Below are 12,980 nucleotides of genomic sequence, written 5' to 3'. Positions count from 1 at the left end.
TAGCGGCGGTGGAATGGTCTCCGCCGCAGCCGAAAGGAGCCCAAGATGACGAACGCCACAAAGCCCGACGAGCTGCCAACGACCCAGACAGCGAAGAAGCCGACGCCGACGAGGGAGAGCCAAGCAACTGAGCTGCGGCAAATGCTTGCGCGCCGCAATGGTGCCACCATCACGCAGCTGCAAGAGCGCTTCGGCTGGCAGCCGCATAGTGCGCGCGCGGCAATCTCAATGCTGAGGAAAAGTGGCGAACACGTGGAGCGGGTCGCCACTCCGAAGGGTTCTGTTTATCGTCTTCGCAAAGCGCCCGATGGCGCCGGGTCCGAGGCATGACGGTGCCCACGGAGATGCAGCCCACCCTCGACGCGATCGAGCGTTTCGACAGATCGGACTGCCTGGCGGAGTGGCGACGGATGTTTGGGGCGGAACCTCCTCCTTACCTGTCCGTGTCGTTCATGCGTCGCGTCTTGCTCTGGAAACGGCAATGCGACCTCGATGGGGATGTGTCCTCGAATACCTGGCGCACTCTGGAGCGGATCGCGGATGGGAGGCGCGTTGCATCCCACCCGAAGCCTGGCACCGAGTTGATCCGCGAATGGAATGGCCGGACATATCGGGTTCGTGTGACGGAGCATGGCTTCGAGATGGAGGGCGCGCGGTATCGCTCGCTCTCCGCCGTCGCGAAGCGGATCACCGGTGCGCATTGGTCGGGGCCGCGCTTCTTCGGGCTGGCCTGATGCGCCGGATCCGATGTGCGATCTACACCCGCAAGAGCTCTGAGGAGGGGCTGGAGCAAGACTTCAACTCCCTTGATGCCCAGCGGGAGGCCTGCGAGGCCTATGTGGCGAGCCAGCGCCACGAGGGTTGGGAACTGGTCCCCGAGCGCTTCGATGATGGGGGGATCTCGGGTGGTCATCTCGATCGCCCCGCTCTGACCCGCCTGCTGCGCGCGGTCGAGGCGCGGCAGATTGACCAGATCGTTGTCTACAAGGTCGACAGGCTGACCCGCGCGCTGGCCGACTTCGCAAAGCTCGTCGAGCGACTCGACGCGGTGGAGGCCTCCTTCGTCTCCGTCACGCAGAGCTTCAACACCTCGACCAGCATGGGGCGGCTGACGCTGAACGTGCTCCTGTCCTTCGCGCAGTTCGAGCGGGAAGTCACGGCAGAGCGGATTCGCGACAAGATCGCGGCTTCGAAGAAGAGGGGCCTGTGGATGGGCAGCATCCCACCGCTCGGCTATCGACCCGATGGGCGGACCCTCGCGATCGACCCCGAGGAAGCCCAAGTCGTTGAGGCGCTCTATGGTCTCTATCGCAACCTGGGTTGTCTGAGCCGCGTGCAGGCGGAGGCGGCGCGGCCTGAGGACGCGGCCTCGGACGGGCGAGGATGGCGAACGAGACGGTGGACGGCCCTTTGGGCGGGCGCACATCCATCACATCCTGACCAACCCGGTCTATGCCGGTCGCATCCGCCATAAGGCAGCGGTCTATGCGGGACAGCACCCGGCGATCATCCGCCCTGACGACTGGGATGCGATGCAGCTAAAGCTGCAAAGCGACGGGCGGAAGGCGAGGGGGGGCGCAACGCAGGACCCGGCCATCGCCTTTGATCGGGAAGCTCTTTGATGAGACCGGAGATCGTCTGACGCCGTCTCATACGCAGAAGGCCGGCAAGCACCTGCGCTACTATGTGTCCGCCCGCTTGCTGAAGCCGCGCCATGCAGGCCCTCGGGACGGCTGGCGGCTGCCGGCGTCGGAGCTTGAGCGCCTGCTGGTCGAGTTGCTGAACGATACGCTCTCGGATCCATCGTTTGGCCCGCGCAGCCTTGGGGCAGGGGACGCCGACGCCCTGCAGACAGCACGGTCGCGGCTCCTCGACAGGGTTGCGGCGGTCCGGGCCAATGAGGCTTGCGCCTTCGATCTGATCGAACGGGTCGATCTTGCGCGCGGAACGATCCGCATGCGGCTCTCTGCGGGCGCCTATGCTGCGATCACTGGATGTAGGGAACAGGAGATCGTCGCCGACGCCCTCGTGATCCACGCCCCGTTCACCGACCGCAAGCGCGGCGTCGAGACCAAGCTCTATCTCGGTGCGCCGCTCCCGGAGCATGACCACACGCTGATCCGCAACATCGTCACCGCCCGCCGCTGGCTCGATGACCTGACCACGGGCATGTCCTTCGCCGCCATCGCCGCGCGGGAAGGCACGTCGAAGCGGCGGGTGAAGGACCTCGTCGATCTCGCGATGCTGTCGCCCCGGCTTCTGGACCGGATCGCTGCCGGCGAACGGCCGGACGGGCTTGCCACGGATGCCCTGATCAAGCAGGGCTTCCCGGCGCGGTGGAGCGAGCAGGAGCGGCAGTTCCTACGCAGCTGACCGGCCGCCATGGCCGCCGACCTCCCAAACTCGGATCGAGGATTTCCGGAAGAGAGACATGGCCCCGCAGTCGGCGCAGTTCCCGGACGCTTGATCGTCTCGGTCCAGCCAGCGCGTCGCCAAGTACCTGACTTCGCGCCGGAAAACCCGGAAACCTCGCGTTGTCTCAAGAAGAGTGGGTAACCTGGCTGGGGTGGTAGGATTCGAACCTACGATACACGGTACCAAAAACCGCTGCCTTACCACTTGGCTACACCCCAACCGGTGCGGTGTGTCTTAGTCAGGCGCGCGGGGGGCTGCAAGGGGGAATCGTATGGTTGCGTCGCGATTCCGCCCGGTCGAAGCTGGCCGCCAAAACCGGAGGGAAAAGGCCCATGCAAGGCTACCAGTTCGAGACCGTGGCGAAGCTCATCGTCGGCCCCGGAAAGACCGCGGAGATCGGCGCTCTCCTGGCCGCGCGGGGTGTGCGGAGGGTCGGGCTCGTCACCGACCGGACGGTGCGGGAGCTGGGGCTGATCGACGAGACGCTGGCGGGGATCGAGGCCGCGGGGCTTGCCGTCACCATCTATGATGGCACGTTGCCCGATCCGACGACGCTGATGCTCGACGAGGCGTGCGGCGTGCTTGCCGAGTGCGACGGGATCACGGGCGTGGGCGGCGGCTCCTCCCTCGATATCGCGAAGCTCGTGGCGGTGCGCCTCGCCGGGGACCAGCCGCTGGCGGAGATGTTCGGGGTCGGGAACGTGCGCGGCGTGCGGCTGCCGCTGGTGCTGGCGCCGACCACGGCGGGGACCGGGTCGGAGGTCACGCCGATCTCGATCCTGACCACCGAGACGGAGGAGAAGATGGGCGTCGTCAGCCCGCAGCTCCTGCCGGATGCGGCGGTGCTCGATGCGCGGCTGACGCTGGGCCTGCCCGCGGCGGTGACGGCGGCGACCGGGATCGACGCGATGGTCCACGCGATCGAGGCCTATACGTCGAAGCACCGCAAGAACCCGATCTCCGACGCGCTGGCGCGGGAGGCGCTACGGCTGCTCGGTGCCAACATCGAGCGGGTTTGCGCGGTGCCCGATGACGTGGCGGCGCGCGAGGCGATGCTGCTCGGCTCCTGCCTCGCCGGGCAGGCTTTCGCGAACGCGCCGGTGGCGGCGGTCCACGCGCTCGCTTATCCGCTGGGCGGGCGGTTCCATGTGCCGCATGGGCTGTCGAACTGCCTAGTGCTGCCCGAGGTGCTCGCCTTCAACCAACCCGCGGCGGGGGAGATGTATGCGGAGCTCGCGCCGCTCGCCTTCGGGCCGGGCGTGCCGCTGGCCGAGGGCTTCCGGGCGCTGGCCGGGCGGCTCGGCGTGCCGACGCGGCTGCGCGAGGTGGGGGTGAGCCACAACCACCTGCCGCAACTCGCCGAGGACGCGATGAAGCAGACGCGGCTTTTGGTAAACAACCCCAGGGAGGTCACGCTGGAGGACGCGCGGGCGATCTACGAGGCAGTGTTGTAGAGACGTCGCTTGTTCCTTGTGTCGAGCGATCCCGGATCAGGTCCGGGACGGTCCCAAGGGGCAACCGCCCCGGCCCCCGCGCCGGGGCCGCAGGGATGCAGAAAGTGGCTTTCACGAAAAGTGTCATCCTCAGGCTCCGACCCGAGGATCTCCGAATGCCGCAGATGCTCCAGTCAAGCCGGAGCACGACGGGGCTCAACAGGGCCCTCCCGCCCGGCGGCACCGCCAGGCCGCGCCCGCCCCGGGCTCCGCCCGTTCTCGCCTCAAACGCTCCATCGGAGCGTTTGCGAGACGGCGCTCACCCTCCACCCGGAGGGCGCGTTGGCGATTTCGTTCATCGAGTGAGCGGCATGGATGCTTGAAGGCGCGCGCTCAGCGGTGAGGTCCCGCAAACGCCCTCCAGGTCGGGCACGGCCCTCCGCTCGAAGATCCTCAGTTTCGCAGATACCTGAACAGGCTCGCCGCCAGCCATCCCAGCGACAGCGCCAGCGCCACGGATAGCAGCCCGTAGATCAGCGGGCGTTCCTGGGCGAGGCGGAAGGTCCAGTCCTCGATGCCGCTCTTGCGCACCGCGATCTGCGTCTCGAAGGTGGAGATCACGGCCTTGTCGCGGGTCAGGAACACGCGGGCAAGGTAGTCGCCCTCCACCAGGTTGGCCGGCAGGCGGACGGAGACGTCGAAGAGCGTCTCGTCGGTCAGGCGCACCGCACCGGGAAGCTCGCGGTAGAGCCCCTCCTGTGTGCGCTGGCGGATGACCGCCTCGCGAAAGGCCGGCGTATCCTCGATATCGGCAGGCGCGTCGCGCAGCACCACCTGCCACTCCAGCCCGATGCGGTGGCGCATCTGGTCCGTGTGGCTCAGCATCTCCCGCAGCGCCACGGTCGAGGCGTTGGCGTAGAAGTAGGGCGCGCGGTCCACCACCACCGTGTCGCGGTTCACCCAGACGCCCGCCACCCGCGCCTTGCGCCGCACCGTCACCGGATCGACAGGCCCGACGATGGAGACGAGGACCTGCAGCGGCCCGGCATCCGCGGGCGGCGGGGCGTCGCGCTTGACCGCGCCGAAGACGAAGATCTCCGACCCTTCGAAGAAGGCGGTGATCGAGACCTGGTTCTGGCTGAGGCCCGCCACGATCTCCTCCCCCCGCGCCGGGGTCAGCAGGAGCATCAGGAGAAGGGCGAGACGGATCATGCCGACGTGATCGTGTAGAGATCGGCAGGCATGACGACGAGGTCATAGGCGAGCTTGAGACACACGACCAGCACCAGCCCGGCCAGCAGGATGCGCACCTGCTCCGCCCGCAGCTTCACCGCGATCTGCGCGCCGATCTGTGCGCCCACGACGCCGCCGAGCAGCAGGATCAGCGCCAGCAGCGTGTCCACCGTGTAGTTCTGCGTCGCGTGCATCACCGTGGTGAAGGCGGTCACGAACATGATCTGGAAGAGCGAGGTCCCGATCACCACTGCCGTGGGCATGCCCAGGAGATAGATCATCGCCGGCACCATGATGAAGCCGCCGCCGACCCCCATGATTGCCGCGAGAATGCCGACGAAGAGCCCGACGCCGAAAGGCGGGATGGCGGAGATGTAGAGGTTCGACGTCCGGAACCGCATCTTCAGCGGCAGGCCATGCACCCAGCCATGCCGCTTGCGCCGCCGTACCGGCTGGTTGCGCTGGGTGCGCCGCAGCGCCTGCAGGCTCTCGACGAACATCAAGGAACCGATGATACCGAGGAAGATGACGTAGCTCAGCGTCACCATCAGCTCGATCTGCCCGATCTCGCTGAGCCTGCGGAAGATGTCGACGCCGATGGCCGACCCCACGATGCCGCCGGCCAGCAGCACGCAGCCCATCCGTACGTCCACCGTGCGCCGCCGCAGATGCGCCAAGGCGCCCGAAAGGCTGAGCCCGGTGATCTGCGGCGCCTGTGTCGCCACGGCTACGGCGGGCGGGATCCCGATGAAGATCAGCAACGGTGTGAGGAGAAACCCGCCCCCCACGCCGAACATCCCCGACAGCACCCCGACCAGACCGCCCAATCCCAACAGGAGGAAGAGGTTGATCGAAACCTCGGCGATCGGGAGATAAAGCTGCATGGGTGCCCTTTCGCGGGCGCGGAACGGATGTTGCTGCGCATCTTGGCCGCTCCCGCTGCAGCGCACAAGTCAGCGGCGCAGAACCTCCTGCTCGATCGAGAACATGTTGCGCGGCAGATCCATGTTCTGCTCCATCGAGGCGAGCTGGATCGTTGTTCTCTGACCTTGCGGATTCGTAGTCACCCATTGCGTCAGCGCGAGCGGGTTCTCGGAGAACACCATCTCCAGCGTGCCGCTGTCCGGATCGTCGGGATCGACGGCGACCAGCGTGGTCTGGTTGGGCGATTTGCGGATGCGCTGCACCGCCCCGGTGTTCAACAGATCGATGCGGTCGCGCAGGATGAGGTTCAGCGGCGTGCGCCCGACCGGATAGCGGTGCGGATCGTCATTTGAGTTGCGATCGACCACGGCGACCCAGGTGCCGTCGGCCACGATCACGTGCGGGTGCGGCGCGTCGTACTCGAACTTCATCAGCCCGGGCTTCCTGAGCCAGTACTGGCCTGCGGATTGCGATCCGTCGGAGTTGAACTGCACGAAGCGACCCTGCGCCGAGCGCATGGCATTGAGATAGGCGTCGATCCGTTCGAGCTCGGCCGCGCCCTGCGCCCGGCCTGCCGTCGCGAGGCCGGTTGCACCAAGGGCCCCGAGGCCCGCGATGAAGAAGCGTCTTTCCATGACAGCTATATGCGCGAGTGTCGCAGTCGGTTCCACGCCCCATCGCTCACCTTCGCGGGAGCAGGGCCACCGCTCGGATTTACCAAGAAAGGCAAAATGCATATCAATTTTGAGCGCATAATGTACAAAACTGTTGCATCTGCGGGGCGAACTTTTCCGGAACGCGGCCGTAGATTGTGCGACGATGATGTGAACACTCCGTGAACGGGATCATGGACGGGGCTTGGGTGGAGTCTCCCTTCAGATCTGGACCGTTCGCTCATCGTTCATGTGTTGGAGCGGGCGCGTCTGCGCCTGGAATGTGGGGTACAATATGCGTTTTCTTGTTTGCGTCGCGCTGGTCGCGGCCTCCTTGGGTGTGTCTGCGAGTGCTGATTCCGTGCGTGTCCGTGGAACTATCGACTCACAAGATTTACAAAGGGTTCAGAACGCCGACGACGGCGCACGGATTTATCTGCGATCGCTCGGGGGCAGCGTTGCTTACGCTGACGACATCGCGGCCGAGGCCAACGATCGCAACATGACCGTCGTCGTGCGCGGGTCGCGCGACAATGCATCGGCCACATGTCGGATCGTCATGCTCGCCTGGCGGGTCACCTATGACCGTGGGGCGCATTGTGGCTTCCACGTCGGGCGCTCGGCATTGACGGGGCAGAGTACGCGGGCCGACATGACCCGCAACCTAATGGAACTCGACCCGTCGGGGCAGCTTCTGACGCTCTACAGCTCCCGGGCCGGAGCCTTCAATCCGAGTGGCCGGGTCATCGTGTGGTTGCCGGTCGAGCAACTCATGGCGATCAAGAACAGCCAGCCGCGCCGCCAGGTCCAACGCCGCTCGCACTTGCTGCCGGACGGTTTCGACCAGTGGCTGCGGCGGTAGCCGCGCCAGCCGGGATGCCATATGGAAGACGGGGGCTCTGCACGTGGGGCCCCTTGTTGCATGAAGGATAGCGGCTGATGGCAGGATGCCATCTATGAACCACGAAGGGCAGCAGTCACCCGGCATGGACCAGCTGATGAGGGGGACCGAGACACGGAGGTTCTCGGTCCTGGAGCAGACCGACGACCGGCTGGTGCTGTCCAGCAAGCCGTTTCTGCTCAGGATCGCCGTTCCGGTATTCCTCAGCCCCTTCCTGCTGATCCTGGTGTTTCTCCTGATCGCGCGCCTCGACGGTGGCCCAGTGCCGATGGGCGGTTATGTCGAGTTCGCGCTTGTCCTGCTGCCGGTCATGGCCGGTTTCGCCGTCGTCATCACAGCGGTCCTGCTGCTGACCTCGCCATACAAGCTCTACGAGTTCGACGTCCCCGAGGACGTCGTCCGGTACTCGCAGGGGCATTTTCCCGGGCGCCCTGCACAGATCGCCGTGCTCCGACTTTCGGAGCTTGGTGATCTGCACATTCGACGCGAGACGTTCAGGTTCGTGAGACACGGCCCAGTCCCGGCATCGTTCATATTCACAAGCACTCCCGAAGCCACCTTCGTGCTGCCGACGCGCAATCAGGATGACGAAGCCGTCGCGTTCGTGAAATGGATCGAGGCCGGGAAACGAAGGGCTCGGAACTCTGTCGCAGAGTAGTCTACCGCAGGTGCGCGGCTGCGCCATGTGGGTGGCGGAGCGACGGCGAACGGAGGTGCTCTGATGATAACGAGGCAAGCCGCTCCGGACGAAGCGGACGCCGTTGCGTCCATAGCCCGCGCTTCGCGCGCGCACTTCCTGCCCTACCTGCCCGTGTTGCACTCCCCTGAAGAAGACAGGGCGCATTTCCGGGGCAGGGTGTTCTCCAAGTGCGAGGTCTGGGTGGCCGAGGGCGAAGCCGGGCCGATCGGTTTCTGCGCCTTCCGAGAGGGCTGGATCGACCATCTCTACCTCCTTCCGCCCTATGTCGGCAGATCGATCGGCACGGCTCTTCTGAACCGGGCAAAGGACCGCCACGCCTACCTGCAACTCTGGGTCTTTCAGCAGAACAGCCGCGCCATCCGCTTCTATGAGCGCAACGGTTTTCGAAAGGTCCGGGAGACTGATGGGGCATCCAATGAGGAGAAGGTCCCGGACGCGCTGTACGAATGGCACCTGGAGCCATGAGGCAGTCCTTGCCGCGCGGCGACAGGCGTACGTCGGCATCCGGCGCCGACCGCTATCCATCTAAGATCTTTATGGAAAATAGTGGCGGACCGAGGAGGATTCGAACCCCCGACCCCCAGATTCGTAGTCTGGTGCTCTATCCAGCTGAGCTATCGGTCCGCGGTGAGAGGCTACCTATCGCCGCCCGCGAGGCTTTGCAAGGGCGAAATCTCGGCCGGGCGGACGACCTTCAGATCACGTGACGGCAGCACGATCCGGAAGGTCGTGCCGTTGGTCGAGGTCTCCGCCAGCTCCAGCCGTCCCCCATGCCCTCGCACCAGTTCGGAGGAGATGGCAAGGCCCAGCCCGGTGCCCCCGCGCCGCTGTCCGCCCTGGAACGGTTTGAAGAGATGTTCAATCGCCTTGGTCGGCAGGCCGGGGCCGGTATCGCAGATCAGGATCTCGGCCATGTCGCCCATATCCGTGCCCTCGATCCGGATCTGGCCGCCGCCGGGCTGGTTCTCCATCGCCTGGCGGGCATTGCGCACGAGGTTGAGGATCACGCGGTAGAGCTGCTCGGGATCCGCCTCGATCCGCATGCGGGCGGGGACCGCGTTCTCGAAGCTGACCGTGCAGTCGGGGCGGGCGAGGAGCTCCGCCTCGAACACGTCGGCGACCAGCGCGCTGAGATCCACGATCCGCTTTTCCGGCGGCGCCTCCTCCGCCCGGCCGAAGCTCAGCGTGCTCTCGCACAGGGTGACGGCGCGGCTGAGGGAGCCCACGAGCTTCGGCGCCGTGCGGCGCACCCGCGGGTCGGCCGAGGTCTCCAGGCGGTCGGCCAGCAGGCTCGTGGTGGTCAGGATGTTGCGCAGATCGTGGCTGATCTTCGCCACCGCCTCGCCAAGTGCTGCGAGCCGGTCCTTCTGCTTCAGGGCCGAAATGAGCTGCGTCTGCATGTCGGACATCGCCTGCTCCGCATCGCGGAACTCACGCAGACGCGACTCGGGCCGGATGATGCGCTCGGGGTTCTCGTAGTCCTCGCGGAAGGCCGCCATGTGCCCCACGACCCGCTTGATCGGCCGTCCGATGAAGCGGTTGACGGCGATCAGCAGAAGGCTCGCGGTGATGAGCGAGATGATGAGCGACAGCACGAGGATCCGGAGGCCATAGGCGATCAGCGCGTCGCGCATCGGCGTCTCGGGCACCGTGATCTCGATCGCCGTTCCGCCGCCCTGGACCGGCAGGCCGATCACACGGATCATCCGGTCGCCGCCATAGAGGAGGAGCTGGAACGCGTCGCGGATCAGCACGAAGGGCCCGGCGCCGCGCAGGTCATAGGTCTCCGCAATCGGTTCGGGCATGGGGGAGGCGAGTATGAGTTCGCGCATGAAGTCGCGGCGCAACACGATGTTGGTGACACCCGCATTGGCCAGCAGCTCCTCCTCCAGCGCGGGGGCGACCATGTCGTCTGGTGTGGCGAGCAAGGCGAGGGAGGCGATCTGCGCCCGCTCCAGCCGCTCCTGCAGGTAGTCGGCGCGGAAGCGGGAGATGGAGGGGACGAAGATCGCGACCTCCGCGATCATCACGAAGATGATCGTCAACGCGATGACGCGTCCTGCCAGCGAATGGAACATCGATGAAGGCCCCCGCGGCCGCCCGTTAACTTTGAAAATACGGACGAAAACGCCTGTGCACAACCCGTGCGCGGAGCGTATGACATCCGTATGCCAAGCAAAGCTGTCAGGCTTTCGCCTTCAAAAGGTTAACGGCTGGCGCCGTTCGCCTCCGGCGGGCGTATTTTAACAAAGAAGAAAGACCTGCCGTGTCAGATGAGCCCGCGGTACAGGCGGGCGCGCCGATGACCGCCAAAGGAGAAGTCCCCCGTGTTCCGGGGCGCCGGAGCCGGGGGCACTCCCTCCATCTTCTTCTTTGTCCAAATACGCAAGCCCGGTCACATGCCCGCGAACCGCATGAGATGGACGTCCTCGTCGCCGAGGATCTGGGCGAGCAGGCTCAGCCGTTTCGCGGCGTGAGCGATGTCGTATTCCCAGGTCATGGCGATGCCGCCGTGGAGCTGGATGGTCTCCTCCGCGATCATTCGGCCAGTGGCGCTCGCCGTGTATTTCGCGGCGGCGGCGTAGCGGGGGCCCTGATCGGTGCCGAGGTGGTGGGCCGCGTTGATCACGGCGGAGCGGGCCTGCTCGATCTCGGTCACCATGTCGACGGCGCGGTGCTGGAGCGCCTGGAACTTCGAGAGCGGCACGCCGAACTGCCGGCGGGTCTTGAGGTAGTCGATGGTGGTGTCCTTGCAGCGCTCCATCACGCCGAGCGCCTCGGCGGAGAGCGCCAGCAGCGCTCGGTCCAGTACTAGGTCGAGTGGGGTGTCGAGGCGGGCCGCCGGGGCGGCGACGAAGCTGATGTCCGCGCCCCGGCCGCCATCCATGAGGGCGTAGGGGGTGAGGGACGCCGCTCCGGCCTCGACGGCGAAGAGGGCAGGGGCGCCGTCCTCCAGCGCGGAGACGAGGAAGATGTCGGCTGCCTCGGCATTGGCAACGGCGACCTTGTGGCCGGTGAGCCTGCCGTTTTCGACGCGGGCGGACAGGCGGGCCGGGTCGAAGGCGGTCGCGGGCTCGGAATGGGCGAAGGCGGGGATGAGCGTTCCGGCGACGACCTCCTCCCGCGGCGCGTCGGGCAGGGCGCGGGCGGCCAGCGCGCCGAGGAAGGGTTCGACGACCAGTGCGCGGCCCAGCCGTTCGAAGATCAGCGCGATGTCGTGACCATGCCCGCCGAAGCCGCCTTCCTCCTCGGAGAAGAGCGCGCCGATCAGGCCGAGCTCCGCCATCTCGCCCCACATCTCGCGCGACCAGCCGGCCTCGCTGTCCGCGATTTTCATCCGGGTCGGGTGGTCGTAGCGGTCGGCGAGGAAGCGCTCCAGCGTGTCGGCGAGCATCCGGCGGTCGTCGGTCAGGGTGAAGTCCATGGGTCGTGTCCTGTGGGGGCCGGGATGGTGTTTGTGGCGGTTCCGGCGCGGGGCCGGGACGGAGCCTTGCTGTTGATCAGAAGCCCAGCATCGCCTTGGAGACGATGTTCTTCTGGATCTCGTTGGACCCGCCGAAGATCGAGAGCTTGCGGTTGTTGAAGTAGTCCTTCGCCGCGTAGGCCGCGCCGTCCGGGCCGACCTGCGGGCCGTTATAGCCCTCCTCCAGCGCCTCGCTGACGAAGGGCTGGGCCTGCGGGCCCATGGCACGCATGAAGAGGGCGTTGATCTCCTGCCGGATCTCGGTGCCCTTGATCTTGAGGAGCGAGCTTTCGGCCCCCGGCGCGGCACCGCCCGCCGCGGCGGCGAGGACGCGCAGGTTGGTGGTCTTCATGTTCTCCAGTGCGATCTCGACCCGCGCCATGCGGGCGGCGAAGAGGGGATCGTCCGCCTTCTCGGTCTGGCCGACGACCGCCTTGAGTTCGGCGAGGGCTGCGGTGGAGAAGCCGACCCCCGCGATGCCCGTCCGCTCATAGGTCAGCAGGTACTTCGCGATGGTCCAGCCCTGGTTCTCCGCGCCCACCAGGTTCTCCACCGGCACCCGCACGTCGGTGAACCAGACCTCGTTCACCTCGTGATCGCCGTCGAGCAGGTGGATCGGGCGGACCTCGATGCCCGGCGTGCTCATGTCGATGAGCAGGAACGAGATCCCCTCCTGCGGTTTGCCCTCCTTCGAGGTGCGCACGAGGCAGAAGATCCAGTCCGCGTGCTGGCCGAGCGTTGTCCACGTCTTCTGCCCATTGACGATGTAGTGGTTGCCGTCCTTCACCGCGGTGGTCTTGAGCGAGGCGAGGTCGGAGCCCGCGCCCGGCTCCGAGTAGCCCTGGCACCACCAGTCGGTGCCGTCGAGGATGCGGGGCAGGTAGTGCGCCTTTTGCGCCTCCGAGCCGTATTTCAGCAGGACGGGGCCGAGCATGTTGACGCCGAAGGGGACGATGCGCGGGGCGTGGGCGCGGGCGCACTCATCCTCGAAGATGAACTTCTCCACGGGCCCCCAGCCCGGCCCGCCATGCTCCACCGGCCAGTGATTGGCGAGCCAGCCCTTCTCGTTGAGCTTGGCGTGCCAGCCCTCCATGTCCTCCTTCGCGAGGTGCTTGGAGGTGCGGACCTTGTCGGCGAGGCGGGGCGAGAGGTTGGCGGCGAGCCAGTCGCGCACCTCCTGCCGGAACGCCTCCTGCCCGGGGGTGAAGTCGAGGTTCATCTGTCGCTCCTTTCTCCTGACGCGAAAGAGTTTTCGGAC

15 protein-coding genes and 2 tRNA genes are annotated in these 12,980 nt (G+C 66.4%); 9 read left to right on the top strand and 8 right to left on the bottom strand.

Going from position 1 to position 12,980, the window contains the following annotated elements; translation table 11 throughout:
* Positions 1-45 precede the first annotated feature (45 nt).
* From I0K15_RS03975 to I0K15_RS20995, 5 genes are all read left to right on the top strand, one after another.
* Positions 46-330 (top strand): DUF3489 domain-containing protein, encoded by a 285-nt coding sequence (locus I0K15_RS03975; protein WP_196104134.1) that lies wholly within the window; start codon positions 46-48, stop codon positions 328-330.
* Positions 327-734, top strand: coding sequence for a DUF2924 domain-containing protein (locus I0K15_RS03970; RefSeq protein WP_196104133.1), 408 nt, complete (start codon positions 327-329; stop codon positions 732-734). Before I0K15_RS03975 ends, I0K15_RS03970 begins: the two co-directional genes overlap by 4 nt.
* Entirely contained in the window at positions 734-1,474 is a 741-nt protein-coding gene (locus I0K15_RS21005) for a recombinase family protein (RefSeq protein WP_230374282.1), read from the top strand. The genes I0K15_RS03970 and I0K15_RS21005 overlap by 1 nt, the downstream gene beginning before the upstream one ends.
* Entirely contained in the window at positions 1,356-1,622 is a 267-nt protein-coding gene (locus tag I0K15_RS21000; RefSeq protein WP_338420771.1) for a recombinase family protein, read from the top strand. Before I0K15_RS21005 ends, I0K15_RS21000 begins: the two co-directional genes overlap by 119 nt.
* 64 nt (positions 1,623-1,686) lie before the next feature.
* The gene (locus I0K15_RS20995) at positions 1,687-2,373 is read left to right on the top strand and encodes a hypothetical protein (protein WP_230374281.1); all 687 of its coding nucleotides are present in this window, start codon (positions 1,687-1,689) and stop codon (positions 2,371-2,373) included.
* Between the two features lie 185 nt (positions 2,374-2,558).
* Here the strand turns inward: I0K15_RS20995 and I0K15_RS03960 are convergent.
* Positions 2,559-2,633 (bottom strand) — tRNA-Gln (locus I0K15_RS03960).
* Between the two features lie 114 nt (positions 2,634-2,747).
* Here I0K15_RS03960 and I0K15_RS03955 point away from each other — a divergent pair.
* Positions 2,748-3,869: an iron-containing alcohol dehydrogenase gene (locus tag I0K15_RS03955; RefSeq protein WP_196104132.1), complete on the top strand. Its 1,122-nt coding sequence runs from the start codon at positions 2,748-2,750 to the stop codon at positions 3,867-3,869.
* Positions 3,870-4,301: 432 nt separating this feature from the next.
* On the opposite strand, the gene I0K15_RS03950 is transcribed toward I0K15_RS03955, so the two are convergent.
* The 3 genes from I0K15_RS03950 to I0K15_RS03940 form a co-directional block, all read right to left on the bottom strand.
* On the bottom strand, positions 4,302-5,060 hold the full coding sequence (locus I0K15_RS03950) for a TIGR02186 family protein (RefSeq protein WP_196104131.1): 759 nt from the start codon (positions 5,058-5,060) through the stop codon (positions 4,302-4,304).
* Positions 5,057-5,965, bottom strand: coding sequence for a sulfite exporter TauE/SafE family protein (locus I0K15_RS03945; RefSeq protein WP_196104130.1), 909 nt, complete (start codon positions 5,963-5,965; stop codon positions 5,057-5,059). Before I0K15_RS03945 ends, I0K15_RS03950 begins: the two co-directional genes overlap by 4 nt.
* Before the next feature lie 69 nt (positions 5,966-6,034).
* Positions 6,035-6,640 (bottom strand): LolA family protein, encoded by a 606-nt coding sequence (locus I0K15_RS03940; RefSeq protein WP_196104129.1) that lies wholly within the window; start codon positions 6,638-6,640, stop codon positions 6,035-6,037.
* Positions 6,641-6,953: 313 nt separating this feature from the next.
* Here I0K15_RS03940 and I0K15_RS03935 point away from each other — a divergent pair, with 313 nt between their 5' ends.
* From I0K15_RS03935 to I0K15_RS03925, 3 genes are all read left to right on the top strand, one after another.
* Entirely contained in the window at positions 6,954-7,520 is a 567-nt protein-coding gene (locus I0K15_RS03935) for a hypothetical protein (protein WP_196104128.1), read from the top strand.
* A 124-nt stretch (positions 7,521-7,644) separates the two neighbouring features.
* Positions 7,645-8,217 (top strand): hypothetical protein, encoded by a 573-nt coding sequence (locus I0K15_RS03930; RefSeq protein WP_230374280.1) that lies wholly within the window; start codon positions 7,645-7,647, stop codon positions 8,215-8,217.
* 63 nt (positions 8,218-8,280) lie between these two features.
* The gene (locus tag I0K15_RS03925; protein ID WP_196104126.1) at positions 8,281-8,724 is read left to right on the top strand and encodes a GNAT family N-acetyltransferase; all 444 of its coding nucleotides are present in this window, start codon (positions 8,281-8,283) and stop codon (positions 8,722-8,724) included.
* An 82-nt stretch (positions 8,725-8,806) separates the two neighbouring features.
* On the opposite strand, the gene I0K15_RS03920 is transcribed toward I0K15_RS03925, so the two are convergent.
* From I0K15_RS03920 to I0K15_RS03905, 4 genes are all read right to left on the bottom strand, one after another.
* Positions 8,807-8,883 (bottom strand) — tRNA-Arg (locus I0K15_RS03920).
* Positions 8,884-8,894: 11 nt separating this feature from the next.
* Complete coding sequence (locus I0K15_RS03915; RefSeq protein ID WP_196104125.1) at positions 8,895-10,337, bottom strand: sensor histidine kinase; 1,443 nt, start codon at positions 10,335-10,337, stop codon at positions 8,895-8,897.
* A 317-nt stretch (positions 10,338-10,654) separates the two neighbouring features.
* Positions 10,655-11,683 (bottom strand): acyl-CoA dehydrogenase family protein, encoded by a 1,029-nt coding sequence (locus tag I0K15_RS03910; protein ID WP_196104124.1) that lies wholly within the window; start codon positions 11,681-11,683, stop codon positions 10,655-10,657.
* A gap of 76 nt (positions 11,684-11,759) precedes the next feature.
* Complete coding sequence (locus I0K15_RS03905) at positions 11,760-12,941, bottom strand: acyl-CoA dehydrogenase family protein (RefSeq protein WP_196104123.1); 1,182 nt, start codon at positions 12,939-12,941, stop codon at positions 11,760-11,762.
* Between the last annotated feature and the right edge of the window lie 39 nt (positions 12,942-12,980).

The sequence above is a fragment of the Pontivivens ytuae genome (assembly GCF_015679265.1).
Lineage (GTDB): Bacteria > Pseudomonadota > Alphaproteobacteria > Rhodobacterales > Rhodobacteraceae > Pontivivens > Pontivivens ytuae.
The sequence above is the reverse complement of the archived record's forward strand: the minus strand, read 5'-3'. Positions and strand labels throughout refer to the sequence as shown.